Annotated in this window: 27 protein-coding genes and 1 pseudogene; 7 read left to right on the top strand and 21 right to left on the bottom strand. The window is 65.7% G+C overall.

The genetic code is table 11. The features are described from left to right. Both ARC78_RS09930 and ARC78_RS09925 read left to right on the top strand, forming a co-directional pair. A partial coding sequence (locus ARC78_RS09930) for a helix-turn-helix domain-containing protein (protein WP_275043992.1) occupies nucleotides 1–247 on the top strand: 247 nt, incomplete at its 5' end. Nucleotides 248–257: 10 nt separating this feature from the next. Then, nucleotides 258–1,604, top strand: a complete 1,347-nt coding sequence (locus ARC78_RS09925; protein ID WP_057506218.1) for a sensor histidine kinase — start codon at nucleotides 258–260, stop codon at nucleotides 1,602–1,604. A 151-nt stretch (nucleotides 1,605–1,755) separates the two neighbouring features. Here ARC78_RS09925 and glmU read toward each other — a convergent pair whose 3' ends face one another. Continuing rightward, nucleotides 1,756–3,123, bottom strand: coding sequence for a bifunctional UDP-N-acetylglucosamine diphosphorylase/glucosamine-1-phosphate N-acetyltransferase GlmU (glmU, locus tag ARC78_RS09920; RefSeq protein WP_057506214.1), 1,368 nt, complete (start codon nucleotides 3,121–3,123; stop codon nucleotides 1,756–1,758). Nucleotides 3,124–3,204: 81 nt separating this feature from the next. Here glmU and ARC78_RS09915 point away from each other — a divergent pair, with 81 nt between their 5' ends. Continuing rightward, nucleotides 3,205–3,588: a GtrA family protein gene (locus tag ARC78_RS09915; protein WP_054659462.1), complete on the top strand. Its 384-nt coding sequence runs from the start codon at nucleotides 3,205–3,207 to the stop codon at nucleotides 3,586–3,588. A gap of 217 nt (nucleotides 3,589–3,805) precedes the next feature. Here ARC78_RS09915 and ARC78_RS09910 read toward each other — a convergent pair whose 3' ends face one another. The 9 genes from ARC78_RS09910 to ARC78_RS09870 all read right to left on the bottom strand — a co-directional run bounded on the left by ARC78_RS09910 (nucleotide 3,806) and on the right by ARC78_RS09870 (nucleotide 10,959). Continuing rightward, nucleotides 3,806–4,228: a F0F1 ATP synthase subunit epsilon gene (locus ARC78_RS09910; RefSeq protein ID WP_054659460.1), complete on the bottom strand. Its 423-nt coding sequence runs from the start codon at nucleotides 4,226–4,228 to the stop codon at nucleotides 3,806–3,808. Nucleotides 4,229–4,308: 80 nt separating this feature from the next. Then, entirely contained in the window at nucleotides 4,309–5,715 is a 1,407-nt protein-coding gene (gene atpD / locus ARC78_RS09905; protein ID WP_054659458.1) for a F0F1 ATP synthase subunit beta, read from the bottom strand. 38 nt (nucleotides 5,716–5,753) lie between these two features. Continuing rightward, nucleotides 5,754–6,617: a F0F1 ATP synthase subunit gamma gene (gene atpG / locus ARC78_RS09900; protein WP_054659456.1), complete on the bottom strand. Its 864-nt coding sequence runs from the start codon at nucleotides 6,615–6,617 to the stop codon at nucleotides 5,754–5,756. Nucleotides 6,618–6,689: 72 nt separating this feature from the next. Then, complete coding sequence (gene atpA, locus ARC78_RS09895) at nucleotides 6,690–8,237, bottom strand: F0F1 ATP synthase subunit alpha (protein ID WP_057506213.1); 1,548 nt, start codon at nucleotides 8,235–8,237, stop codon at nucleotides 6,690–6,692. A 45-nt stretch (nucleotides 8,238–8,282) separates the two neighbouring features. After that, on the bottom strand, nucleotides 8,283–8,810 hold the full coding sequence (locus tag ARC78_RS09890) for a F0F1 ATP synthase subunit delta (protein ID WP_054660229.1): 528 nt from the start codon (nucleotides 8,808–8,810) through the stop codon (nucleotides 8,283–8,285). Between the two features lies 1 nt (nucleotide 8,811). Further along, nucleotides 8,812–9,282, bottom strand: coding sequence for a F0F1 ATP synthase subunit B (locus tag ARC78_RS09885; RefSeq protein WP_054660227.1), 471 nt, complete (start codon nucleotides 9,280–9,282; stop codon nucleotides 8,812–8,814). A 112-nt stretch (nucleotides 9,283–9,394) separates the two neighbouring features. After that, nucleotides 9,395–9,697 (bottom strand): F0F1 ATP synthase subunit C, encoded by a 303-nt coding sequence (gene atpE, locus ARC78_RS09880; protein ID WP_054660225.1) that lies wholly within the window; start codon nucleotides 9,695–9,697, stop codon nucleotides 9,395–9,397. 73 nt (nucleotides 9,698–9,770) lie between these two features. Continuing rightward, the gene (atpB, locus tag ARC78_RS09875; protein ID WP_054660223.1) at nucleotides 9,771–10,568 is read right to left on the bottom strand and encodes a F0F1 ATP synthase subunit A; all 798 of its coding nucleotides are present in this window, start codon (nucleotides 10,566–10,568) and stop codon (nucleotides 9,771–9,773) included. Nucleotides 10,569–10,593: 25 nt separating this feature from the next. Then, on the bottom strand, nucleotides 10,594–10,959 hold the full coding sequence (locus tag ARC78_RS09870; RefSeq protein WP_199398907.1) for a hypothetical protein: 366 nt from the start codon (nucleotides 10,957–10,959) through the stop codon (nucleotides 10,594–10,596). Between the two features lie 475 nt (nucleotides 10,960–11,434). On the opposite strand from ARC78_RS09870, the gene ARC78_RS09865 reads away from it, so the two are divergent. After that, a complete protein-coding gene (locus ARC78_RS09865; protein ID WP_425478347.1) occupies nucleotides 11,435–12,211 on the top strand; it encodes a hypothetical protein in 777 nt (258 codons plus the stop codon). 409 nt (nucleotides 12,212–12,620) lie between these two features. Here ARC78_RS09865 and ARC78_RS09860 read toward each other — a convergent pair whose 3' ends face one another. From ARC78_RS09860 to ARC78_RS09840, 5 genes are all read right to left on the bottom strand, one after another. Then, a complete protein-coding gene (locus tag ARC78_RS09860) occupies nucleotides 12,621–13,367 on the bottom strand; it encodes a DUF6624 domain-containing protein (RefSeq protein ID WP_057506211.1) in 747 nt (248 codons plus the stop codon). Beyond that, the gene (lpdA, locus tag ARC78_RS09855; protein WP_096144946.1) at nucleotides 13,367–15,523 is read right to left on the bottom strand and encodes a dihydrolipoyl dehydrogenase; all 2,157 of its coding nucleotides are present in this window, start codon (nucleotides 15,521–15,523) and stop codon (nucleotides 13,367–13,369) included. The genes ARC78_RS09860 and lpdA overlap by 1 nt, the downstream gene beginning before the upstream one ends. A gap of 17 nt (nucleotides 15,524–15,540) precedes the next feature. Then, nucleotides 15,541–16,197 carry a hypothetical protein gene (locus ARC78_RS09850; RefSeq protein WP_057506210.1) on the bottom strand — a complete coding sequence of 219 codons (657 nt, stop codon included), beginning with the start codon at nucleotides 16,195–16,197 and terminating at the stop codon, nucleotides 15,541–15,543. Beyond that, the gene (aceF, locus tag ARC78_RS09845; RefSeq protein WP_096144945.1) at nucleotides 16,194–17,570 is read right to left on the bottom strand and encodes a dihydrolipoyllysine-residue acetyltransferase; all 1,377 of its coding nucleotides are present in this window, start codon (nucleotides 17,568–17,570) and stop codon (nucleotides 16,194–16,196) included. Before aceF ends, ARC78_RS09850 begins: the two co-directional genes overlap by 4 nt. A gap of 171 nt (nucleotides 17,571–17,741) precedes the next feature. Next, nucleotides 17,742–18,314: a DNA-deoxyinosine glycosylase gene (locus ARC78_RS09840; protein WP_054659433.1), complete on the bottom strand. Its 573-nt coding sequence runs from the start codon at nucleotides 18,312–18,314 to the stop codon at nucleotides 17,742–17,744. Nucleotides 18,315–18,518: 204 nt separating this feature from the next. Here ARC78_RS09840 and ARC78_RS09835 point away from each other — a divergent pair. Continuing rightward, a pseudogene (locus tag ARC78_RS09835) lies at nucleotides 18,519–19,157 on the top strand (OmpW/AlkL family protein). On the opposite strand, the gene ARC78_RS09830 reads toward ARC78_RS09835, so the two are convergent. From ARC78_RS09830 to ARC78_RS09805, 6 genes are all read right to left on the bottom strand, one after another. Continuing rightward, on the bottom strand, nucleotides 19,055–19,996 hold the full coding sequence (locus tag ARC78_RS09830) for a YiiX/YebB-like N1pC/P60 family cysteine hydrolase (protein ID WP_083468498.1): 942 nt from the start codon (nucleotides 19,994–19,996) through the stop codon (nucleotides 19,055–19,057). The pseudogene ARC78_RS09835 and the gene ARC78_RS09830 overlap by 103 nt on opposite strands. A 67-nt stretch (nucleotides 19,997–20,063) precedes the next feature. Next, on the bottom strand, nucleotides 20,064–20,621 hold the full coding sequence (locus tag ARC78_RS09825) for a CcdC protein domain-containing protein (protein ID WP_241772718.1): 558 nt from the start codon (nucleotides 20,619–20,621) through the stop codon (nucleotides 20,064–20,066). Nucleotides 20,622–20,735: 114 nt separating this feature from the next. Then, complete coding sequence (locus tag ARC78_RS09820) at nucleotides 20,736–21,530, bottom strand: MetQ/NlpA family ABC transporter substrate-binding protein (protein ID WP_054659429.1); 795 nt, start codon at nucleotides 21,528–21,530, stop codon at nucleotides 20,736–20,738. 85 nt (nucleotides 21,531–21,615) lie between these two features. Further along, on the bottom strand, nucleotides 21,616–22,305 hold the full coding sequence (locus ARC78_RS09815) for a methionine ABC transporter permease (RefSeq protein ID WP_054659427.1): 690 nt from the start codon (nucleotides 22,303–22,305) through the stop codon (nucleotides 21,616–21,618). After that, nucleotides 22,302–23,309 (bottom strand): methionine ABC transporter ATP-binding protein, encoded by a 1,008-nt coding sequence (locus ARC78_RS09810; RefSeq protein WP_057506208.1) that lies wholly within the window; start codon nucleotides 23,307–23,309, stop codon nucleotides 22,302–22,304. The genes ARC78_RS09815 and ARC78_RS09810 overlap by 4 nt, the downstream gene beginning before the upstream one ends. Nucleotides 23,310–23,436: 127 nt before the next feature. Further along, the gene (locus ARC78_RS09805; protein WP_054660302.1) at nucleotides 23,437–24,333 is read right to left on the bottom strand and encodes a DMT family transporter; all 897 of its coding nucleotides are present in this window, start codon (nucleotides 24,331–24,333) and stop codon (nucleotides 23,437–23,439) included. Between the two features lie 214 nt (nucleotides 24,334–24,547). On the opposite strand from ARC78_RS09805, the gene ARC78_RS09800 reads away from it, so the two are divergent. Further along, nucleotides 24,548–25,033 (top strand): YajQ family cyclic di-GMP-binding protein, encoded by a 486-nt coding sequence (locus tag ARC78_RS09800; RefSeq protein ID WP_054660300.1) that lies wholly within the window; start codon nucleotides 24,548–24,550, stop codon nucleotides 25,031–25,033. A 217-nt stretch (nucleotides 25,034–25,250) separates the two neighbouring features. Next, nucleotides 25,251–25,799: a DUF1415 domain-containing protein gene (locus ARC78_RS09795; protein ID WP_054660304.1), complete on the top strand. Its 549-nt coding sequence runs from the start codon at nucleotides 25,251–25,253 to the stop codon at nucleotides 25,797–25,799. Nucleotides 25,800–25,876: the final 77 nt, after the last annotated feature.

Below are 25,876 nucleotides of genomic sequence, written 5' to 3'. Positions count from 1 at the left end.
CGAGCTGCGCAACGTGATCCAGCGCGCCAGCCTGCTGGCACAGGGCGCGCGCATCGAGGCGGCCGACCTGAACCTGCCGCGTCCCGCCCGGCCCGCCCTGCAGAACGCCGAGGAACCCGACCGCACCCGTATCGTCACCGCGCTGCAGCGGGCCCACGGCGTCATCGCCCAGGCCGCCGCCGAGCTCGGGCTGAGCCGGCAGGCGCTGTACCGGCGCATGGACCGGCACGGCATTCCGCGCGAATGAGCCGGCGATGCTGAAATCACGCTCCTTCACCTTCAAGCTGTTCCTGCGGCTGCTGCCGGTGCTGGCGCTGGCGGCGGCGTTCCCATGGCTGCTGGCGTACTGGCTGGACCGCGGCTGGGTGGTGGCGCTGGTCTCTGCGCTGCTGCTGATGGCACTGATGTGGTGGGCGCTGCGCCGCGCCACCGCGCCGGTCCGCTCGCTGCTGCGCGCCCTGGCCGGTACCACCAGCAGTTACCGCGACGGTGAATTCAACTTCAGCGTGCACTGGCGCGGCAACGACGAACTGGCGCAGCTGGTCCGCGCCCATGGCGAACTGGGCGAGGTGTTGCGTGAGCAGCGCCAGGCGCTGGCGCAGCGCGAGCTGCTGCTGGACACCATGGTGCAGAACACGCCGGTGGCAATGCTGCTGCTCACCAACGGCGGCGATGGTGTGCAGCGGGTGACCTTCTCCAACACCGCCGCGCGCAAGCTGCTGCACGGTGGCTGGAAGCTCGAAGGCAAGCGCATGCATGAGCTGCTGGAAAGCATGCCCATCGAACTGCGCAACGCCATCGCCCGGGGCGGGGACAGCCTGTTCGCGGTCCGCGAGCCCGATGCGATGGACGGCGACGAGGACGACGAGCAGATCTATCACCTGTCGCGCCGCAGCTTCCATCTCAACGGCCGTCCGCACGAACTGCTGCTGCTGCGCCTGTTGACCGCCGAGCTGCGCCGCCAGGAAGTACAGACCTGGAAGAAGGTGATCCGGGTGATCAGCCATGAACTCAACAATTCGCTGGCGCCGATCGCCTCGCTGGCCCACTCCGGTGCCGAACTGGTCCGGCGTGGCAAGACCGAACGGCTGGAGGACATCTTCGCCACGGTCGAGGAGCGTGCCCGACACCTGGAAGGCTTCATCCGCGGCTACGCGCGTTTTGCCAAGCTGCCGCAACCGCAGCTGCAGACGGTGGTCTGGAAACCGTTCCTGCAGGGCCTGCAGCAGCAGATCAGCTTCCGCATGACCCCGCCGCCGGACGAGCTGAGCAGCCGCATCGATCAGGCGCAGTTTTCCCAGGCGCTGCTCAACCTGCTCAAGAACGCGCACGAAGCCGGGGCGGACGCGGCCGCCGATTCGGTGGAACTGCGCGTGGCGCGGTTGCCGAACTGGCTGCGTATCGAGGTGCTGGACCGGGGCAGCGGCATGAACGAGGCGGTGCTGCAGAACGCCCTGATGCCGTTCTATTCCACCAAACGCAACGGCACCGGGCTGGGCCTGGCGCTGACCCGCGAGATCATCGAAGCCCATGGCGGCCGCATCGCGCTGCAGAACCGCAAGGACGGCGGTCTGTGCGTGGCGATTCTGCTGCCGCACGATTGAACCCGCCGACAGCCCGGCGACGTCTTCAGAAGCCGGCAGGCGCTGCGGCAGATGGCCTTGCGCCCGCCCGTGCGGTGCATTCACAACGCGCGGATACGCCGTCGTCCCGCAGACACAGGGCGCGATACGCTCGCGCCCTGTGTCTGTCGGCTCAGCCCTTTTTGACCGGTCGTACCCAACCGTCGATGGTCTGCTGCCGTGAGCGCGCCACGGTCAGCTTGCCGGCGGGTGCGGTGCGGGTGACCACCGAGCCGGCGGCAATGGTCGCCCCCTCCTCCAGCGTCAGCGGTGCCACCAGCGAACTGTTGGAACCGACAAACACCCGGTCGCCGATGATGGTCTGGAACTTGTTCACCCCGTCGTAGTTGCAGGTGATGGTGCCGGCGCCGATGTTGGTGCCGCTGCCGATCACCGCATCGCCCAGATAGGTCAGATGGTTGGCCTTGCTGCCTTTGCCCAGGGTCGCCTTCTTGGTCTCGACGAAGTTGCCCACGTGCACGCCCTCGGCCAGTACCGTGCCAGGACGCAGACGCGCGAACGGGCCGATCTGCGCGGCGCCGTCGGCGACCACACCTTCCAGATCGCAATGCGCCCGCACCTCGGTGCCGGCGCCGAGTCTGACGTCCTTCAGACGCACGAACGGACCGATGCTGACGCCATCGCCGAGCTCGACCTCGCCTTCCAGCACCACGTTCACATCGATCTGCACATCGCGGCCCACGGTCACCGTGCCGCGCTGCTCAACGCGCGCCGGGTCCAGCAGCCGTGCGCCCTGCGCGCACAGCGCCTTGGCCGCGCGCAGCTGCCATGCCCGCTCCAGCTGCGCCAGCTGCCAGGGATCGTTTGCCCCCTCCGCTTCCTGGGCATCGGCCACCCGCACCATCTCCGCGGCGGTGTACTCGGCTGCGGCGAAGGCGAACACGTCGGTCAGGTAGTACTCGCCTTGCGCGTTGGCGTTGGACAGCGCGCCCAGCCATCGCCGCAACGCGGTGGATTCGGCGGTGATGATGCCGGTGTTGACCGTCGAAATCCGCTGCTGCTCGTGGTCGGCATCCTTCTGCTCGACGATGGCCGCGACCTTGCCTTCGGCATCGCGCACGATGCGGCCGTAACCGGTGGGATCCTCCAGTTCGGCCACCAGCACCGCCAGTCGCGGCGCGCCGCCCAGCAGCGCCCTGAGGGTATCGGCGCGCATCAACGGCACATCGCCGTACAGCACCAGCACTTGCGCGGTGTCGGGAACCTCCGGCATCGCCTGCCGCACCGCATGGCCGGTGCCCAGCTGCTGGCGCTGCTCGGACCAGATCAGGTCATCCTGGTCGGCAAACGCCGCACGTACCGCCTCACCGCCATGGCCATAGACCACATGGATGCCGGCCGGCTGCAACTGCCGCGCGGTGTCGATCACGTGTGCCAGCATCGGTCGCCCGGCAATGGGCTGCAGCACCTTGGGCAGAACCGACTTCATACGCTTGCCGGCACCGGCGGCGAGGATGATGACGTGCAGCGGCTGGGTCATGCGGACAACTTCCTTGAAAGATGCTCGGATTCTAAGCCTGCGCTGGTTAGCATTACAGGCAAAAGGGAAAACGCACCGCTGATGAGTCTGTTCCGTCAAAGCAGCCAGTACATCGCTATCGGGCTATTGCAGCTGTTGCTGGACTGGGGGGTGTTCGTTGCCGCAACTTCGCTGGGACTTCCTGCGGCGCCCGGCAATCTGCTCGGCAGGGTCAGTGGCGCCTTGATGGGGTTCTGGCTCAACGGCCGCTACACCTTCTCCCGGCACGGGCAGCAACGCCACGGTTGGAAGCGTTTCGCGCGCTTTCTGGTGCTGTGGCTGGCAATGACCGTGATCAGCACCGTGCTGGTCAGCTACACCGCGCAGCAGCTGGGTCTGCAGATGGCGTGGCTGGCCAAACCGCTGGTGGAAGGCGGGCTGGCCGTGGTGACCTTCTTCCTGCTCCGGCATCTGGTGTATCGCTGAGTGCCGCCCGGCCGCGCCTGTACATGTCACACCCTGCAGCGCCGATACCGTCCCGCCGGCACCCGCAACCACAGCCACAGAACGCACCATCCGTAGTGGCGCGTGGACTTGGCCGTGACCATGCGGGCGCATGCAGCCATACCAGTCCGGTCCCTGCGCCGCAGAAAACGAAAACGCCGGCACAGGGCCGGCGTTTTCGATGCGTTGTCCGCGAACCTCAGTGCTTGAGGTTGCGGCGCAGACGCTCCAGCGCCTGCAGCTGCGCGGTGACCTCGGCCAGGCGCTGCTGCGCTTCGGCCAGCTCCATGGCTTCGCCACGGTTGGCCAGCACACGCTCGGCTTCTTCCTTGGCCTTGCGCACCGCCGCCTCGTCGATGTCGGTGGCGCGAATGGCGGTATCGGCCAGCACGGTCACGACCTGCGGCTGCACTTCCAGGATGCCGCCGGAAATGGCGAAATCCAGCTGCTCGCCGGCAGCGGTGGTGACCACGACCTTGCCCGGCTTCAGACGGGTGATCAGCGGCGCGTGCTTGGGCGCGATGCCCAGCTCGCCCAGCTCACCGGTCGCCACGACCAGGGTCGCTTCGCCACTGAAAATCTGCTGTTCGGCACTGACGATGTCGCAACGAATGGTGCTCATGGAACTCTCTTCGCCTGGTTGGGTGGGCAGCGCCCACCACAGGTTGCAAAGGGCGGAGCGAACTCCGCCCTACGCAGGACTTAGGCCTTTTCGGCCATCTTCTTGGCCTTCTCGACCGCTTCTTCGATACCGCCGACCATGTAGAACGCCTGCTCCGGCAGGTGGTCGTATTCGCCATCCAGAATGGCCTTGAAGCCGCGGATGGTGTCCTTCAGCGACACGTACTTGCCCGGCGAACCGGTGAACACTTCGGCCACGTGGAACGGCTGGCTGAAGAAGCGCTCGATCTTGCGGGCGCGCGACACGGCCTGCTTGTCTTCCTCGGACAGCTCATCCATACCCAGGATGGCGATGATGTCCTTCAGTTCCTTGTACTTCTGCAGGGTGGCCTGCACGCCGCGGGCGGTTTCGTAGTGCTCGGTGCCGATGACCTGCGGGTCGAGCTGGCGCGAGGTCGAGTCCAGCGGATCGACTGCCGGGTAGATACCCAGCGAGGCGATGTTACGCGACAGCACCACGGTGGCGTCCAAGTGGGCGAAGGTGGTGGCCGGCGAGGGGTCGGTCAGGTCGTCCGCGGGCACGTACACGGCCTGGATCGAGGTGATCGAACCGGTCTTGGTCGAGGTGATGCGTTCCTGCAGGACGCCCATTTCCTCGGCCAGGGTCGGCTGGTAACCCACCGCCGACGGCATACGGCCCAGCAGCGCCGACACTTCGGTACCGGCCAGGGTGTAGCGGTAGATGTTGTCCACGAACAGCAGCACGTCCTTGCCCTTGCCGTTGGCGTCCTTCTCGTCGCGGAAGTACTCGGCCATGGTCAGGCCGGTCAGGGCCACGCGCAGACGGTTGCCCGGCGGCTCGTTCATCTGGCCGTACACCATCGCCACCTTGTCCAGGACGTTGGAGTCCTTCATCTCGTGGTAGAAGTCGTTGCCCTCTCGGGTACGCTCACCCACGCCGGCGAACACGGACAGACCGCTGTGCGCCTTGGCGATGTTGTTGATCAGCTCCATCATGTTGACGGTCTTGCCGACGCCGGCGCCGCCGAACAGGCCGACCTTGCCGCCCTTGGCGAACGGGCACATTAGGTCGATGACCTTGATGCCGGTTTCCAGCAGCTCGGTGGCCGAGGACTGGTCCTCGTACGACGGTGCCGCGCGATGGATTTCCCAGGTGTCCGAAGCATCGACCGGACCGGCTTCGTCGATCGGGCGACCCAGCACGTCCATGATGCGGCCCAGGGTGCCGGCGCCGACCGGCACCGAGATGGCGCGGCCGGTGTTGGTGGCGACCAGGTTGCGCTTCAGGCCGTCGGTGGAGCCCAGCGCGATGCAACGGACCACGCCGTCGCCGAGCTGCTGCTGCACTTCCAGCGTGATTTCGGTGTTGTCGACCTTCAGTGCGTCGTACACCTTCGGCACGTCGCTACGCGGGAATTCGACGTCGACGACGGCGCCGATGATCTGAACGATCTTGCCCTGACTCATTGCTGCATCCTCTAAATGTGTGCTTTGACTGCGCGCGGTCAGACCGCTGCTGCGCCGCCGACGATTTCGGAAATTTCCTGGGTGATCGCTGCCTGGCGGGCCTTGTTGTAGACCAGCTGCAGGGTTCCGATCAGCTTGTTCGCGTTGTCGCTTGCCGCCTTCATCGCCACCATGCGTGCCGCGTGCTCGGACGCCACATTTTCCAGCACCGCCTGGTACACCAGCGACTCGATGTAACGCGTGATCACGTGCTCGAGCACGGTCGCGGCATCGGGTTCGTACAGGTAATCCCAATCATGCGCGGCCACCTGGGTCTCGGCGGCAGGCAACGGCAGCAGCTGGTCGAACGTGGCCTTCTGCGTCATCGTGTTGATGAAGCGGTTGTAGACTAGGTACACGCGATCGACCTTGCCCTCGGTGAAGGCGTCGAGCATGACCTTGATCACGCCGATCAGCGTTTCCAGCTTGGGCTGGTCGCCGATATTGGCCACCGAGGCGGCCATGTTGACGTTGACGCGGCGGAAGAACACACCGGCCTTCTGGCCGATGGTCACCACGTCGATCTCGGCACCCTTGTCCTGCCAGTCACGCATTTCCGCCACAGTCTTGCGGAACAGGTTGTTGTTCAGGCCGCCAGCCAGGCCGCGATCGGAAGAGATCACGATGTAGCCGACACGCTTGACCTGATCACGCTCCACCAGGAACGGATGCTGGAAATCGGTGCTGGCCTGGGCCAGGTGGCCGATCACCTGCTTCATCGCCTGCGCGTACGGACGCGAGGTCTTCATCCGCTCCTGCGCCTTGCGGATCTTGGAGGCCGAGACCATTTCGAGCGCGCGCGTCACCTTGCGGGTGTTCTGCACGCTCTTGATCTTGGTTTTGATTTCGCGTCCGCCTGCCATTTCTCGCTCGCTCTGCTTACTTGGTTGGGAGGTGGCCGTGCGGCCACCCCCTGCCGGTCATCGCCTGGGCGATTACCAGCTGCCAGTGGTCTTGAACTCGGAGATGCCCTTCTTGAAAGCGGCTTCGATCTCGTCGTTCCATGCACCGGAGTCGTTGATCTTGGCGATCAGCTCACCGGCCGTGTTGGCAAAGTGCGCGTGCAGGCCGGCTTCGAACGCCAGCACCTTGTTGACCGGCACGTCGTCGAGGAAACCCTCGTTGACGGCGTAGATCGACAGGGCCTGGTCGGCGATCGACATCGGCGCGTACTGCTTCTGCTTCATCAGCTCGGTCACGCGCTGGCCGCGCTCCAGCTGCTTGCGGGTGGCTTCGTCCAGATCCGAGGCGAACTGCGCGAACGCGGCCAGCTCGCGGTACTGGGCCAGCGAGATACGGATGCCGCCGGACAGCTTCTTGATGATCTTGGTCTGGGCCGCACCACCGACGCGCGACACCGAGATACCGGCGTTCACGGCCGGGCGGATACCGGCGTTGAACAGGTCGGTTTCCAGGAAGATCTGGCCGTCGGTGATCGAGATCACGTTGGTCGGCACGAACGCGGACACGTCGCCGGCCTGGGTCTCGATGATCGGCAGCGCGGTCAGCGAGCCGGTCTTGCCCTTCACTTCACCGTTGGTGAACTTCTCCACGTACTCTTCCGAGACGCGGGCCGCACGTTCCAGCAGGCGGGAGTGCAGGTAGAACACGTCACCCGGATAGGCTTCACGGCCCGGCGGGCGCTTGAGCAGCAGCGAGATCTGGCGGTAGGCCACGGCCTGCTTGGACAGATCGTCGTACACGATCAGCGCGTCCTGGCCGCGGTCCATGAAGTACTCGCCCATGGTGCAGCCGGAGTAGGCGCTGATGTACTGCATCGCGGCCGACTCGGAAGCGGTGGCGGCGACGACCACGGTGTGGGCCAGCGCGCCGTTCTCTTCCAGCTTGCGCACGATGTTGGCAACGGTCGAGGCCTTCTGGCCGATCGCCACGTACACGCACTTGATGCCGGTGCCCTTCTGGTTGATCACCGCATCGATGGCCAGCGCGGTCTTGCCGGTCTGACGGTCACCGATGACCAGCTCACGCTGGCCACGGCCGATCGGGATCATCGAGTCGACCGACTTGTAACCGGTCTGCACCGGCTGGTCGACCGACTTGCGCCAGATCACGCCCGGCGCCACGCGCTCCACCGGCGCGGTCAGCGAGGTGCCCAGCGGGCCCTTGCCGTCGATCGGCTCGCCCAGCGCGTTGACCACGCGGCCCAGCATTTCCGGGCCGACCGGCACTTCCAGGATGCGGCCGGTGGTCTTGGCCACATCGCCTTCGCGCAGGTGCTCGTAGTCACCCAGCACCACGGCGCCGACCGAATCGCGTTCCAGGTTCAGCGCCAATGCGTAGGTGTTGTTCGGCAGTTCGATCATTTCGCCCTGCATCACGTCGGCCAGACCGTAGATGCGCACGATGCCGTCGGACACCGAGGTGACGGTGCCTTCGTTGCGCGATTCCGCGGACAGGGCGACCTTCTCGATGCGGTTCTTGATCAGTTCGCTGATTTCGGAGGGGTTGAGCGTGGTAGCCATCGTCAAGTCCTAGTGCCGGCAATCAAGCCGGACGTTAAATTGAATTCAGTGTGCGAGCGCGGTCTGCAGGCGCGACAGCTTGCCCTTGAGCGAGCCATCGATCACCACATCACCGGCGTCGATCACGGCGCCGCCGATCAGCGACGCATCCACCGCGGTCGAGACTTCGACTTCGCGGCCGAAGCGCTTGCGCAGCGCAGCCTTGATCTTTTCCAGCTCGTCATCAGCAAGTTCGGCCGCCGAGGTGACCGTGGCCTTGACCACATGCTCGGCTTCGGCGCGCAGCTGCTCGAACAGCCCGGAGATTTCCGGCAGCTGCTGCAGACGGCGCGATTCGGCCAGCAGGTTCAGAAAGCGGCCGTAGCTTTCGCCTGCCGTTTCCGGAGTCAGCAACGCCACGGCGTCACCGCGGCTCAGCTGCGGATTGGACAGCAGGGCCGACACGCGCGGATCGGCGGCAACGCGGGCGGAGAACGCAAGCGCGTCCGACCACGGCGCGAACTTGCCTTCCTCACGCGCAATCGCGAATGCGGCGCGGGCGTACGGGCGGGCAAGCGTGAGGGCCTGGCTCATCTCAGATCTCCGCAGCCAGCTCGTCGAGCAGCGCCTTGTGGGCGTTGGCATCGATTTCGCGCTTGAGCAGCTTTTCGGCGCCGGTCACGGCCAGCGCGGACACCTGCTTGCGCAGATCTTCGCGGGCACGGTTAGCGGCCGCATCGATTTCAGCCTGGGCCAGTTCTTTCTGGCGGTTGGCTTCAGCGACGGCTTCGTTCTTGGCGGCTTCAACGATCTGATTGGCGCGCAGATGGGCCTGATCGATGATCTCGTTGGCCTTGCCACGTGCGTCCTTCAACGCCTCGTTGACCTTTTCCTGCGCCTGGGCCAGATCTTTCTGGCTGCGGTCGGCAGCGGCGAGACCTTCAGCGATCTTCTGCTGACGCTCCTCGATAGCCTTCATCAACGGCGGCCAGATCTTGGTCGCGATGATCCAGATCAGCGCGGCAAAGGCCAGGGCCTGTGCAATGAGGGTGAAATTGATATTCATGGGTTCGCTCAGTCGCTGGTGTCGGGGGTGGTTGCGCCGCCACGGCGACGCAACCGAACCTTCATCCGAAGCCGGTTGCCCAAAGGCAACCGGCCATCTCACTGCAGCTGGATCAGCCCGCCAGCTTGGCGGCTTCGGCCAGCAGCGTCGCGGCCAGCGGGTTGGCGAAGGCCAGCAGCAGGCCGACGGCGACCGAGATGATGAACGCGGCGTCGATCAGGCCGGCGGTGATGAACATGCGGACCTGCAGGACCGGGATCAGTTCCGGCTGACGGGCGGCCGATTCCAGGAACTTACCGGCCATGATGGCCAGACCCAGACCGGCGCCCAGCGCGGCGAGGCCGATCATGATGCCGACGGCAAGGGCGGTGGAGCTCTGAACTTGGGCGAGATTGGTCAGGACGGCGAAGTACATGGTTTTCTCCGGGAACTTAAGTAGCTAAGGGTAGTGAAGCGGATGAAGGTTGGAACTGGTTGAAGCTTGTAACTCAGTGACTGTCTTCCGACAGGCTCAGGTACACGATGGACAACATCATGAAGATGAAAGCCTGCAGCGGAATCACCAGCAGGTGGAACAGCATCCAGCCGAGGCCGAACGTGCCGCCAGCAATGGCACCGAACACACCGGCACCACCCAGCACCCAGATCAGCAGGAATACGATTTCCCCGCCGAACATGTTGCCGAACAGTCGCATCGCCAGAGAAATCGGCTTGCTCAGCCACTCGACGATGTTGAGGATCAGGTTGAACGGCATCATCCACTTGCCGAACGGCGCGGTCAGGAATTCCTTGATGAACCCGAGCAGCCCCTTGGACTTGAGCGAGAAGAAGATCATCAGGAAGAACACGCTGATCGACATGCCCAGGGTGGCATTGACGTCGGCGGTCGGCACCGGCTTCCAGTAGTGCACGCCAGCCCACGACAGCGGGATGGCGATGAAATCGGCCGGGATCATCTTGATGAGGTTCATCAACAGGATCCAGAAGAAGATGGTGATCGCGATCGGCGTCACCAGCTTGCTCTTGCCGTGGTAGGTGTCCTTGGCCTGGCGGTCAACGAACTCCAGGCAGATTTCCACGAAGGCCTGCCACTTGCCCGGCACACCGGCCGTGGCCTTGCGGGTCGCCATCCAGAACGCGAACACCATCACCAGGCCCATCAGGACCGCGGTGACGATGGTATCGACGTGGATCGTCCAGAAACCACCGCCTTCACCGACCGGAGCGGTCAGATTCTGCAGGTGATGCTGGATGTAGGAGGTAGGTGTTAGAGCCTCGCCCGCCATGTGTCCGGAACCTTTATGAATTCGATCAACGTCTGGCCAGAGCCAGAACCTGGAACATCAGCGCCACTGGAATTGCCGCCAGCAGTGCCAAAGGAGGAAGTTGCCACCAGAAAAAAGCCATTCCCAGCACCGCAACAATCAGCACAAGCTTCAGCACGAACCCCACGAACAGGCGGACCATTGCTGAACCGGCGGCCTGAACGCCGCCACCGAGCCCCACCCACGCAGCCAGCGCCGACCCGCCCACCACCGCCGCACCCGAGACCAGGGCGCCGAGCGCGTACTTTGGCCCCATGAAGAGGAAGGCCAGAGCCAGGACCACCACTGCGGCCAGCGGATAGGCCGCAGCGCGCAACATCAGTCGCCGACCCGCATCAACGGAGTTCAGCACGTCAAAGTGTCCTGCTAGATGGTAAGGAAGAGCCGAGCCGCGCGAAGACGTCTCGTCGAGCCGTGAAAGTATAGCAGTGGGACATTTTGCGAGACAACCGCCACAGGACACCCTTATGACTATGCAAGTTGCCGCAATTTCAGGAATTTTCATTGGAACATCCCGATCGGGGTGACCCACGGGGCGGGAATGCTGCACTGCGATGCCGGGAACTTCGCGATTCGCGCCAGGTCACACCGGCAGTCCGTCGCGCATTACCTCGTCGATGTGGGCGACGGACCGGGTGAGGTGGCGCCGCACGCCCTCGACGGCGCCACCTCACCGCACTTTGCGTGCATACACATCGCGTGCACCTCGCGCTCACCCGCAAGCCACGTGCGATCGGGGATAGTCAATTGCTTTCACGCAACACAGGAAAGCAATCACGATGCGCAAATTCTCCCCGCTGGCAGCGATCGCGCCGTGCGCCTTGGCAATGACCCTGTTCCACCTGCCGCTGGCGCAAGCGGCTGAGCAGGACCCCCGCTTCACACTGCGCCTTGGCGCGATGAACATCGACACCGACAACACCCTCCGCGGCAGCACCGTGATCGGCGGCCAGCCGATCAACCTTTCCGAGGATTTCGGCATGGGCGGCAAGGAATGGGAACCGCGCGTGGACGGCCTGTTCCGCATCAGCGACCGCCAGCGCCTGATCTTCGACTACTTCAAGTACGACAAGAAGCGCCGCCAGACGCTGGACGAAGGCATCAGCTACGGTGACACGACAGTGCCGGCCGGCAGCTTCGTCAAGGGCGAGCTGAAGTACCAGGTTGCGACCCTGGTCTACGATTACTCGGTGGTGGACAGCGAGCAGTTCGACCTGGGCCTGCAGCTGGGCGCCGAGTACGCCGAGGTCAGTGCCGATGCCCATGCCGACCTGGGAGACCTCTACCAGGGCCGCTTCCTCAACGAGAAAGCCGATGGCATCGCACCGGTGGTCGGCGCGCGCCTGACGTTCACGCCCTCGGAGCACTGGCTGATCAACCTGCAAGGCCAGTACCTCAATACGCGCTGGGGCAGCTTCGACGATTACAAGGGCGACCTCAGTCGCGCCAACGCCATCGTGCAGTACAACTTCAATCCGAATTTCGGCATCTTCGCCGGCTACGACTGGTTCAAGCTCGATGCCGACAAGCGTGGCAGCGACGGCGTGATCGGCCTGAAGCAGGAGTTCAAGGGCCCGCTGGCAGGCGTGAGCCTGTCGTTCTGATATCGACCCCGCAGGATCTGCACTAGTGCCGCGCTGTGCCCGGCAGGGGCGTTATCGGCAAAGCCCGACCGCCCCTGCCGGCCCTCCCTTTGTCCACGGCCAAGGGAGTGCGCGCACCCACGCCGTGCCCGGCGGAGGAGTTCACCGCAATAGCGAGCCATGCCCGGCAACGAACTTGGACAGGAGACGGCAGCGCGCCTGGTGATGCCGGCACCGCAATCCAGACGCCGCGCAGTGCGACACCCCCCATGCCGGGCGGCGGATGCGCCACGGCGCCGGGATTCCATCGCAGCGTACGCATCCTGCCCTGCTCTTCCCGAATGCAGCAGGCCCGCCCCTCGACTTGAAAAAGAAGAGGAAAGCTTCGAGAAGAAGCCCACTTTCTGTTGCGCCAAGCGACCTGCCTCGCTCAACGCATGCGGAGGTTGTTCATCACACAACGGCAGTCATCTATCGGCATCAATCCGACTTCTGCACGCAATTCATCAAGGCGTTGCGGATTCTCCACCGGCGCCATTTCAATCGGACTATCGGCGTCAGCCTGGGTGAACTGCGAACCATAGCGCTGCGGCTTTCCTTGCGCGCGCAACACACGGTCCACCAGCATCGCGTAGCGTCGCCCCTCGATGCCGCCGAAGTCCGGTACCGCTCCGTAGTGCTCGAGCAGCTTCGCCTGCAGAACAGGATCGGCATCTGCATGCTGGGCGAGCAACCACACCGCAGACATTCCATCGGCCCCTACTGCGGCGTCTGTCGGCAACTGGCCCGCGTCCAGCCAGGAACGCAGCACCGCGCTGTTGTGCCTATCCACCGCGGCAGCCTGATCCAGTAGCCCCTGCGTCGGCTTGCGCCCGTCGCCGAACGCCCGCTCTCGCACCTCCCGGTCCCGCTCGGCCATATCCCGCAGCAAGCGACGCCGTTCCGGATCAGTGGGCGGCACCGCGGCGAGAGCAGCGGCCTTTGCAGCGGCCTCGTTGCGCTCGCTCCATTTCCGGGCCCCCGGACACCCCAGCAACGGATCCGTCTCCGCCAGAACAGGCGTACTCATCAGCACGATTCCCACCAGCAACCACCGCTTCATGCGTTTCTTGCTCCTGAATTCGACCCGGCTGGCACAAAGAAAAAGCCCGGCGTTTGCCGGGCTCTTCGTCTGCATCACTTCTTCTTCGGGATATACAGATCGGTGATGGTGCCGTCGTAGATCTCCGCGGCCATCGCCACCGACTCGCTCAGGGTCGGATGGGCGTGGATGGTGTGGCCGATGTCCTCGGCCTCGGCACCCATCTCGATGGCCAGGCCGATTTCGGCCAGCAACTCGCCGGCATGCATGCCGACGATGGCACCACCGATCACACGATGGGTTTCCTCGTCGAAGATCAGCTTGGTGAAGCCTTCGGTACGGCCGGTACCAATGGCACGACCGCTGGCCGCCCACGGGAACTTGGCCACACCCACCTTCAGGCCCTTGGCCTTGGCCTCGGTCTCGGTGACGCCGACCCAGGCGATTTCCGGGTTGGTATAGGCCACCGACGGAATCACCCGCGCCACCCACTCTTTCTTCTCGCCGAAAGCCACTTCCGCAGCCAGCTTGCCCTCGTGCGTGGCCTTGTGCGCCAGCATCGGGTTACCGACGATGTCGCCGATGGCGAAGATGTGCGGCACGTTGGTGCGCATCTGCCGGTCGACCGGAATGAAGCCGCGGTCGGTGACTTCGACGCCCGCCTTGTCGGCATCGATCTTCTTGCCGTTGGCCGAACGGCCGACCGCGACCAGCACGCGATCAAACGTGCCGCTTTCCATCGCCGGCTTCTCGCCTTCGGTGGCCGCCTCGAAGGTCACGGTGATGCCCTTCTTGTCGGCGGTCACACCCGAGGCCTTGGTCTTAAGGTGGACCTCGATGCCCTGCTTCTTCAGACGGTCGGCCAGCGGCTTGACCAGGTCCTTGTCGGCGCCCGGCATCAACTGGTCCATGAACTCGACCACGGTCACCTTGGCCCCCAGGGCGCTGTACACGGTGGCCATTTCCAGACCGATGATGCCGCCGCCGACGACCAGCAGCGAACCCGGCACTTCGGCCAGTTCCAGCGCGTCGGTGGAGTCCATCACGCGCTTGTCGTCCCACGGGAAGTTCGGCAGCTTCACCGCCTGCGAACCGGCGGCGATGATGCACTGCTCGAAGCGCAGCAGCTGGGTCTTGCCGTCCTCGCCGGTGATTTCCAGCTCGTTGGCCGAGATGAACCTGGCCACGCCCTGCACGGTGCGCACCTTGCGCTGCTTGGCCATGCCAGCCAGGCCCTTGGTCAGCTGACCGACAACCTTTTCCTTGTAGGCACGCAGCTTGTCAAGACTGATCTTCGGCGCGCCGTATTCGATGCCCAGTTCATTGGCGTGCGCGGCGTGATCGATGATCTCGGCCGCGTGCAGCAAGGCCTTGGAAGGAATACAGCCGACATTGAGGCAGACGCCGCCAAGGCTGGCATAGCGCTCGACCAGCACGGTATCCACGCCCAGATCGGCCGAACGGAACGCGGCGGTGTAGCCGCCGGGACCGGCGCCGAGCACCACCATCTTGCATTCCACGTCGGCCTTGCGACCGCTGGAGGGCATCGGCAGCACGCGGGCGGCCACCGCCGGGTCCGGGGCGCGGTGCGAGGGGGTCACCGGCGGCTTGCTGCCCGGGGCGGCCTTCGCCGCTGCCGGGGCGGTGCCGGCAGCGCCTTCCAGCACTACCACCACGTCGCCGACCGACAGCTTGTCGTCCAGCTTGACCTTGATCTCCTTGACCACGCCATCGACCGAGGACGGCACTTCCAGCGTCGCCTTGTCCGATTCCAGCGTGACCAGGCCCTGGTCCTTCTTCACCGTGTCGCCCACGGCGACCAGGATCTCGATCACCGGCACGTTCTGGTAATCACCGATGTCCGGCACCTTGACCTCGATCGGCCCGGAGGCGGCCGGCGCAGCGGCGGCAACCGGCGCACTGACGGCGGCCGGAGCGGTGGCAGCGGCAGGCTGTGCCGCCGGTGCCGGTGCAGCCGCCGGGGTGGACGCCGCGGCCGGGGCTGCGCCCTCGCCTTCGGCCTCCAGAAGCACCACCACGTCGCCCTGCGACAGCCTGTCGTCGAGCTTGACCTTGATCTCCTTGACCACGCCGGCAGCCGAGGACGGCACTTCCAGCGTCGCCTTGTCCGATTCCAGCGTGACCAGGCCCTGGTCCTTCTTCACCGTGTCGCCCACGGCGACCAGGATTTCGATCACCGGCACATTGTCGTAATCGCCAATGTCCGGAACCTTGATTTCAATCGTCGCCATTGTCTTCTCCTGTGGGCTCAGCCGGCGTCGCCGCTGAACCGGTCATGCATCTTGTCGAGCGCGCGTTCGATGTCGGCGTAGCGCTTCTCGTGTTTTTTGTCTTTGCTGTGCGCCAGCTCCACCAGCAGCGCGGCCTGGTCCAGCAACGCTTCAAGCCGGCCGCAGCCGGGCCGCAGCCCGCTGTAGCGCGCGCCATTGAGGGTGAAGGACACCACCTCGCCATCGGTCACCGGCGCGCGCGGCGCCACCTCACTGGAGGCCAGTGCCGCCGCCCACACCTGCAGCAGGCGTTGCGCCAACGCATCGGGCACCGGCGCCTGGGCGAGCTCGGGCTGCTGATCCAGACGCAGATTCACGCCGGCACGGCTGCTGCCACTGTTCCAGCTGTAGATCCGCTTGTCCGCCAGCCCCGCCACCACGACCCATTGCCCGCTGCCGGGCTCGCGCCGCAACTGCACCTGCGACTCGGGGCCGCGTGCAGGCAACGACAACAGCGACAAGCCTTCTTCGGTCACGCCGCCGAGCAGCTGCGCCGCGGCATCACCGTAGTTGGCCACCGCCGGCGGCCAGCCTTCACCCACCACTGCCGCGCACTGGCTTGCCGCCAGCACCGGGGCGGTGGTCAGCGCCAGCAGCGTCGCCAGCAGCAGGCGTGCGGACGCGACTGGCTTCACAGCAACACGCGGCGCATGTCGGCCAGCACCTGCGAGAGGTACGTGGTGAAGCGTGCGGCCAGGGCGCCATCGATCACCCGGTGATCGTAGCTCAGCGACAGCGGCAGCAGCAGCTTCGGCGCGAATTCCTTGCCGTTCCAGACCGGCTGGATCGAGGACTTGGAGACGCCGAGGATGGCCACTTCCGGCGCATTCACGATCGGGGTGAATGCGGTGCCACCGATACCGCCCAGCGAGCTGATCGAGAAGCAGCCGCCGCTCATGTCGGCCGGGCCCAGCTTGCCGTCGCGCGCCTTCTTGGCCAGCTCGCCGGTTTCCTGGGCGATCTGCACCACGCCCTTCTTGTCCACGTCGCGGATCACCGGCACGACCAGGCCGTTCGGCGTGTCGGCGGCGAAACCGATGTGGAAATACTTCTTCAGGGTCAGGTTCTCGCCACTGGCATCGAGCGAGGCGTTGAACTCGGGGAACTTCTTCAGGGCCGCGGCGCTGGCCTTGATCAGGAACGCGAGCATGGTCAGCTTGATGCCGGCCTTCTCGTTCTCCTTGTTCAGTGCCACGCGCAGGGCTTCCAGGTCGGTGATGTCGGCCTGGTCGAACTGGGTGACGTGCGGGATCATCGCCCAGTTGCGGGCCAGGTTGGCGCCGGAGATCTTCTTGATGCGCGACAGCGGCTGCACTTCGGTCTCGCCGAACTTGCTGAAGTCCACCTTCGGCCACGGCAGCAGGTTCAGACCGCCGCCGGCCGCGGCCGGAGCGGCGCCCGTGGCGGCGACACCGCCACCGAGGACACCCTTGACGAACTTCTGCACATCGCCCTTGGTGATGCGCCCGCCCTTCTCGGTGCCGCTGAGCTGGTTCAGGTCCACGCCCAGTTCACGGGCGAACACGCGTACCGCCGGGCTGGCATAGGGCACCTTGGACGGCAGCACGCCTTCGGCGTTGAACTGCACCGGCGGGCTGGCCGGCTTGCTCGCCGGCAGCGCGGCTTCCTGCGCGATCTCGCGCTGGGCCAGCTTGTCGGCCACCGGGGCCACGGCCACCGGCTCGACCTTGGTGCCGGTTTCGGCGGCGGCTTCGACCTTGGCCGGAGCGGCCGCGGCGGCGGCAGCGGCGGGCTTGGCAACCTCTTCGGCCACTTCGATCAGCGCCACGACCTTGCCTTCGGACAGGTTGTCACCGACCTTGACCTTGATTTCCTTGACCACGCCGGCCACCGACGAAGGCACTTCCATCGTCGCCTTGTCCGATTCCAGCGTGACCAGGCCCTGGTCCTTCTTGACGGTGTCGCCCACGGCGACCAGCACTTCGATCACCGGAATGTCGCTGTAGTCACCGATATCGGGGACAAGTGCTTCCTTGATTTCGGCCATGAAACTACTCCAGCAACAGTGAGGGAATCTCCTATTGTGGCGTCAGCGGGGCGTAGCGCCAACCGCCGTAACTGAATTCGCATGCGTATGTCCCCGGACAGCTGCACGCCATGTCAATGGCGACGCCGGGCGTGTCCGATGCGTTGCCCCGTCCGTGGCTTGCCGGCTGTCTCAGCTGTCCTGCCCGGTCATGCCCGCGGGGGCTGGGTTTGCAGGGCGCGCCGGGGCAATCAACCAGGGTTGCAGCTGCTGCCAGCGCTGCAGCAGACGCGGCAGGGACCACGCCGCGTTGGCCGGACTGGTGGACGGCAACGCCAACACCGGCAGTCCAACCGCCAAAGGCGGTAAAGCCGGCTGCACCCAGCGCACGAACGCGGCATGGGCCGCCGCGCCATTGCAGGCGATGGCCTGCAGCTGCGGAAGTTGCGACAGCAGTGCCGGCAGCGGGTTGACCACTTCGCTGCCGCGCACGATGGCCGCGTCCAGGCTGCCGGCACGCTGGCATTGGCCGATCACGTCCCACACCCCCACGCCGGCGCGCTGCAGACACTGCATGCGCCGGGCATAGGCCAGCGAGGCATCGAAGTCGCACAGCGCTGCCATCAGCGGCCAGAAGCGGTTGCGCGGATGGGCGTAGTAGCGCGCCTGCTGCAACGACGCCGCGCCGGGCATCGAGCCCAGCACCAGCACCCGGCACTGCCCGTACACCTGCGCGGGCAGGCCCTGCAACACGGTGGGTGCCATCACATGCACCACAACATCGTGAATGACGCTCGGCGGGAAGGCACGGTTTGCATGGGGTTTGCGCTGGGTTTCATGAACATCGATGCGGACGCCGGATGTCGCGTACGAAGGGATTCATCTTGCCATGGCTAGGGTTCTACCGGCCCCGCAGAAAGGGGCCTGGCAACACCGCAATCCCGAACCAGAAAGTACGAGGAGTCCGCTATGCGTTCCATCAAGATGCTCAGCCTTGCCACCTTCGGCGCACTGGCGCTGTCGGCCCCCGCATTCGCGCAGGACGCGACCGGCGACACCGCTTCCGGCAAACATTTCGCCGTGGTTGGCGGCATCAGCCTGCTGCAGCCGAAGACCGATCCGGCCGATGGCATCGACAAGGTCGATGGCGGCCCGGCCCCGACCCTGAGCGCCAGCTACTACTTCAATGACAACTTCGCCATCGAGCTGTGGGGCGCGGCCGACAAGTTCAATCATCGCGTCCGCGCCGACGGTCTGGGCAAGGTCGGCAGCGTGGAGCAGCAGCCACTGGCGCTGAGCGCGCAGTAGCACTTCGGCGCGGCCGACAACACATTCCGGCCGTTCGCCGGCCTGGGCTACTACGAATCGAACTTCAGCAACGAGAAGATCGATGGCCTGAGCGGCACCGGCAACCACGTCGGCATCGAAACCGCCAAGGGCGCGATCGGCACCGTGGGCGTGGACATGAACATCAATTCGACCTGGTTCGCGCGCGCCGACGCCCGCTACATGCATGCCCGCCCGGATCTGCGCGTGGCCGGCCAGAATGCCGGCGAGCTGAAGCTGGACCCGTGGACCATCGGCATCGGCCTCGGCGCCCGTTTCTGATCGCCATCGATAGCGGTTGAGAAAGGCACGGGCCGTTCGCGGTCCGTGCCTTCGTGTATCGGCACTCCGCCGCCCGGGCGGGGCCGGGCTTCATCACTCCACTGCAGCGCGCGGTAGTCGAAGCCGGCCTGCAGCCGCGGCTTGACCACCTCGAAGAACGGTGACACGTCGAAATCGCGTGGCGTGTACAGGCTGTAGTTGCGGATGTGCAGGATCTCCTGGCGCTGTTCATGGCCACCGGCGCAGCCCAGTACCGACTCGATTTCGGGCAGGATCGGATAGCGGATCGACTCGAACGCCTGTGCCAGCAGGGTCGAACAGATCGCCTTGGTCGGCTCGCCGCTGCCCAGCGCGATCAGCCGCCGCCGCAGGTGTGCAGGCACCGGCGGCTGGCGGATCAGGTAGCGGGCCAGATCGAACACGTTCTTCAGGTCGTAGCTGTAGCCCAGCCGCGCACGCAGGAAGCCGACCAGCTGGTCCACCACCGCCGGCGCCAGTCCGTGCGGGCGACAGATCCGGGTGTGCTGGCGGGCGAACTCGCCGAGTGGAATGCGGCGCACGCCCTGCTCCACGTCCACATCGATCAGCATCGGCTGCGGACGCGCGCCCTCGACCAGCGGCTCCTCGCCGATGTACAGCGCCGCATGCGACCAGGTGGACTGGGTCAGGAACTTGATCGCCGTGGCGAAGCGGCTGTTGCCCTCCACCAGCAACACATCGCCGCGCTGCAGGGTCCGCGCCAGCAGCGCCGGATCACTGGTCGAAGGCCGGGTCTGGTGACGCCGCGGTTGCGCGAGAAAGTGCGCCATCCGGCGCCCCAGCAGATGCAGCAGGCCCATCGACGATCTCCGTGTAACGTGGCGCCAGCCTAGCGATGCCGCTGGCGGACCGCCACCGGGCGGGCGCTCAGCGCGGACTGCGGTCAAATCCCCGGTAACGCAGGTGATGGCGCACCTTGCGCCGCAGCAGCGCGGCATACATCAAGGCGTAGCCCAGCAGCACCGCTGCCATCGCCAGCAGTCCGGCATGACTGAGCCAGCCGGACGCCGGCCAGGGCACGCCATTGACCGAGGCCTGCCAGCCCTGCACCAGCCCGGCCACCAGCCACACTGCGATCATCAACGTTAACAGTGCCACCAGCCAGGTACTGGGGGTATAGAACAGTGCCTGCGGGCCGCTTTCAAAGCGGGTCAGCGCATGACCCAGCACACCGAGCAGCACCCCGGCCAGCCAGCCGATAACGGCGTACAGCCACGCGGCGGGCCACCATGCGCTGGCGATCGTGGCAAACAGCGCGAACCCGAGCGTGGAGGCCAGCGTGGCCCAGAAGTTGAGCGTGACCAGCCACGGCCATGCCTGCCGGCGGGCGCCACCGCTGCGAACACGCTGCCACAGCGACAGCGGCAGCAGCAACAACACGATCGCCACGAACACCAGTACGCCCAGGGGCAACGCGATCAGCAATGGTATGGACGGAAACTCCCCTCAAAGCGCACCCGTGATCGATGCGGTTACCGCGGGTGGAGCACGGCAATCCCCGCACGTGCCCCGCAACATCCAGGGAAATGCAACGCCGGCTCAGAACGCCGGCAGCACCGCGCCTTTGTACTTCTGCTCGATGAAAGCCTTCACTTCCGGACTGTTCAAGGCCCGGGCCAGCTTCTGCACACGGGCATCGTCCTTGTTGTCCGGACGGGCGACCAGGAAATTCACGTACGGCGAATCGCTGCTCTCGATGGCCAGTGCATCCTTGGTCGGATTCAACCCGGCATCGAGTGCGTAGTTGGTGTTGATCAGGGCCAGATCGACCTGGTCGAGCACGCGCGGCAGCATCGCCGAATCCAGCTCGCGGAACTTGAGCTGCCTGGGGTTGGCGACGATATCGCGCTGGGTGGACAGCGCGTTGTTTGGATCCTTGAGTTTGATGACGCCGGCGGTGTCCAGCAGGATCAGCGCGCGGCTGTTGTTGCTAGGGTCATTGGGAATGACCACATCGGCCCCGTTGGGCAGCGCGTCCAGCGAGGTGACGCGGCGCGAATAGGCGCCGAACGGCTCGATATGCACGCCGGTGACGGTGACCAGATCGGTCTTGCGGTCCCGGTTGTAGGCGTCCAGGTAGGGCTCTGTCTGGAAGTAGTTGGCATCGACCTGTTTCTGCACCAGCTGGTCGTTGGGCTGCACGTAATCGTTGAACACGCGCACGTCCAGCGTGACGCCCTGCTTTTCCAGGATCGGCTTGACCACCTGCAGGATCTCGGCGTGCGGCACGGCGGTGGCAGCGACCACCAGCCTGGAATCATCGGCGGCGGGCTTGCCGCAGGCGGCCAGGGCCAGAACGGCGGTGATCAGCGGAAGGACAAGCAGCTTTTTCATGGGGGATGGGTTCCTGGAAAAACGGAAACGGCGAGCGCCCCACCCTAGCAGGTGGCGGCGACGCCATTGTCGATGGATCAGCCGGTCACTTGCGGCTGTAGTGCGTGACCAGACGGTCGCCCAGCATCTGCAGGGCCTGTACCAGCACCAGCAGCAGCACCACGGTGACCAGAGCCACGTCGGTGTGCGAGCGCTGGTAGCCGTCGCGGAAGGCCAGATCGCCCAGACCGCCGGAACCGATCGCGCCGCCCATCGCGGTGAAGCCGATCAGCGCGATGGTGGTGACCGTGGCGCCGGCGATCAGGCCCGGCCGCGCTTCGGGCAGCAGCACCTTGAACACCAGTTGCGCGGTGGTCGCGCCCATCGCCTGGCTGGCTTCGATCACGCCCCGGTCCACTTCGCGCAGTGCGGTTTCCACCAGTCGCGCATAGAACGGCGCGGCGCCCACCACCAGCGGCAGGATCGCCCCGCGTACGCCCAGCGAGGTGCCCATCAGACCAAGCGTGACCGGGATCAGCACGATCATCAGGATGATGAAAGGCACCGAGCGCAGCAGGTTCACCAGCAGTGCCAGCACTCCGTACACCACCGGCTTGCGGTGCAGCTGCGGCGAGCCGGTCAGGAACAGCAGCACGCCCAGCGGAAGACCAATCGCCAGGGTCAGCGGCAGCGAGCCGGCCAGCATCAGCAGGGTGTCGATCGTGGCCTGGCCGATGTCGGCCCATTTGCCGGCATCCAGGTGGCGGAAGAAACCGTCCGCGGTGGCGATGATCATCGGCGCAGCTCCTCCACATGCACGCCCGCGGCAACGAACGCGGCCTGCGCGGCGTCCTCGTCACCGCCCACCAGCGCAACGGTGAGCTGGCCGTACGGGGTGTCCTTGATCCGGTCGATACGCCCGGACAGGATGTTGTAGTCCACCCCGGTCTCGCGGGCGATGCGCCCGAGCAGGGGTTCGTAGGTGTCCTGGCCCAGGAAGGTCAGGCGCATGATGCGGCCGCCCACCGCGGCGAAATCGCGCAGCTGCTCGCCTTCATCCACATGCTCGGATTCGGAAACGAACCGGCGCGTGGTCGGATGCTGGGGATGCAGGAACACCTCGGTCACCGGGCCCAGTTCGACCAGATGCCCGGCATCGAGCACGGCCACGCGGTCGCAGACCCGGCGGATCACGTCCATCTCGTGGGTGATCAGCACGATGGTCAGGCCCAGCTCGCGGTTGATCTTGCCCAGCAGCGCCAGCACCGAGGCGGTGGTCTGCGGGTCCAGCGCGCTGGTGGCCTCGTCGCACAGCAGGATCTGCGGGCGGGTGGCCAGCGCGCGGGCGATGCCGACGCGCTGCTTCTGCCCGCCGGACAGCTGCGCCGGGTACTTGCCCGCGTGCGCCTCCAGCCCGACGGTGCGCAGCAGCTCGGCCACGCGCGCGTCGATCTCGGCCCGCGGCATGCCGGCCAGTTCCAGCGGAAAGGCGACATTGGCGGCCACGGTACGCGCCGACAGCAGGTTGAAATGCTGGAAGATCATGCCGATGCGGCGACGCAGCGCGCGCAGGCCGTCGGCGTCCAGCGCGGTGGCGTCCTGGCCGTCGATCAGCACGCGGCCGCCACTGGGTTCCTCCAGCCGGTTGATCAGGCGGATCAGGGTCGACTTGCCGGCACCGGAGTGGCCGATGATGCCGAACACTTCGCCGGCGTGGATCTGCAGGTCGAGCGGATGCAGCGCGGTGATCGCGCGGCCTTCCACCACATAGGATTTGTGCAGGTTCTGGAACTCGATCACTGCCAGGGCAACCGGGGGAGGACGGAACGGGCGTGCAGCCTAGCAGCGCCACGGCTGCGGCGCGCGTGCTGACACCGGGAATCTTATTCCTTTTGGTTCTAAGCGACCGCCCCCGCCCCTCCCTGGCTCAGGGATGGTCCATCGGCGCGGTCCGCCGGGCCTGCTGCACGCGTTCCCGATGCAGCAGGTACAGGCCACTGGCGACGATGATCGCCCCCCCCAGCCAGGTCCAGCGGTCCGGCAGCACGCCCCACAGCAGCAGATCCAGGCCGATCACCCAGACCAGACCGGTGTATTCCAGCGGCGCGATCAGCGAGGCCTGGCCCAGCTGGAACGCGCGGGTCAGCGCGATCTGCCCCAGCGCCCCGGCCAGGCCCATGCCGGCGATCAGCGCCGCGTGCTTCCACTGCAGCGGTTGCCACTGCGGCCAGGCCAGCAATCCGGCACCAACGGCCATGATCAGCAAAAACCACACCACCATGGATTGCGACGTATCGGTACGGGTCAGCAGGCTCACCGTCACCGAGGCGATGGCGTAGGCCAGCGCCGCCACCAGCACCATCAGCCCCGGCAGCGAGATGATGCCCTCCACCCCCGGGCGCAGCACCACCAGCACGCCGACCAGGCCGATGCCGATCGCCACCCAGCGCCGTGGCCCGACGTGTTCGCCCAGCAGCGGCACCGACAGCGCGGCCACCAGCAGCGGCGAGACGAAATAGAGAGTGTAGGCGGTGGACAGCGGCAGCGTGCGCAGCGCATAGACGAAACAGCCGATCATCACCATGCCCAGCACACCGCGCAGCAGATGCAGGCCCCAGCGCACCGGGATGATCGAGCGCGGCCCGGCGGTGGCCAGCACCCACACCAGCACGAACGGCAATGACGCCGCACCGCGCAACATGGTGACCTGCAAGGTGGGATAGCTGGCCGACAGCATCTTCATGCCGGCATCCATCAACGAAAAGAAGGCGACAGCCGCCAGCATCCAGAGGATGGCGTGCGCAGGGGATTTGGTGGAAGGCATGGCGCGATTATCGGTCCTGCGCCTACCGCGGCGCACCCCCATTCAGTGCACTGTGTTCAGCCCGCATCCGGGCGACCGCCGCGCCACCGCCACCGATCGGCCGCGTGCCCAGGGGTGTGCAATCAGCCGCAGGCACCGTGGTCCGACACGCGCCACCGGGCCGGCATCGATCGCCTAGAATGGAGACCGTTTTCATTGATGGGAGCAGGCCTTCATGCCTTCCTTTGACGTCGTCTCCGAAGTTGACAAGCACGAGCTGACCAACGCCATCGACCAGGCCAACCGCGAGCTGTCCACCCGCTTCGATTTCAAGGGTGTGGACGCCAAGTACGTGCTGGAAGACGAGAAGTTGATCAAGCTGACCGCGCCCACCGATTTCCAGCTCAAGCAGATGGGCGACATCCTCAAACAGCGCCTGGGTGCCCGCAGCATCGATTTCCGCTGCATGGAATTCGGCGACATCGAGACCAATCTGGGCGGCGCGCGCCAGCAGGTCACGGTCAAGCAGGGTATCGAGCAGAAGCTGGCCAAGCAGATCGCCGCCAGGATCAAGGAGTCCAAGATCAAGGTCGATACTCAGATCAACGGCGACAAGCTGCGCGTCAATGGCAAAAAGCGCGATGACCTGCAGGAAGTGATGGCGCTGCTGAAGAAGGGCGACTTCGAACAGCCGCTGCAATTCGAGAACTTCCGCGACTGAGCCACGCGGCTGCAGCAGGCACATGCGCTGCTGCGGCCTGTTCCGGCGTGGGGCCGGCCCCATCGCCGAAGCCCGGTCGGCGGAAATCCTTGCCGTACGCCGGGTGCCCATCCCTGCCCGGCGTGTCATGCGCACCGGCACGGTCCAGCGAGGCGCCGCCGCAGCAGGCGTCCAGGGCCACTACAATCACCTGCCCCCGTCCGCCTGCGTAGCCGCCATGAACGAAACCTCCATCGATCCCATCGCCCTGACCCGCCGCTGGGTGGAGAAGGCGGTGATCGGCCTGAACCTGTGCCCGTTCGCCAAGGCGGTCTATGTCAAGGACCAGGTGCGCTTCGTGCTCAGCGATGCCTCCACGCCCGAGGCGCTGCTGGAAGAGCTGGCCGAAGAGCTGGTGCTGTTGCGCGACACGCCGGCCGAGCAGATCGACACCACGCTGATCGTGCATCCGGACGTGCTGACCGATTTCCTGGACTACAACGATTTCCTCGACAACGCCGATGCGGCGGTCGAGGCGCTGGATCTGCAGGGCATCCTGCAGGTGGCCAGCTTCCATCCGGATTACCAGTTTGCCGGCGCGGCGGCCGATGACGTGTCCAACTACACCAACCGCTCGCCCTATCCGACCCTGCACCTGCTGCGCGAAGACAGCGTGGAACGGGCGGTGGCCGCATTTCCCGACCCGGAGGTGATTGTCGAACGCAATATCGCCACGCTCGACAGGCTCGGCGTGGACGGCTGGAACACGCTGCTCGCCGGGGACTGAGCGGCGGTTCCAGGCGCGGACGGTGGTTGAAACGGCGCGGGCCGGAAACGGTCGCGCCGCCGCTGTCGGGGTGGCGC

Origin of the sequence: Stenotrophomonas pictorum JCM 9942, assembly GCF_001431585.1 — a bacterium.
Taxonomy (GTDB): Bacteria; Pseudomonadota; Gammaproteobacteria; order Xanthomonadales; family Xanthomonadaceae; genus Stenotrophomonas; species Stenotrophomonas pictorum.
The sequence above is the reverse complement of the archived record's forward strand: the minus strand, read 5'-3'. Positions and strand labels throughout refer to the sequence as shown.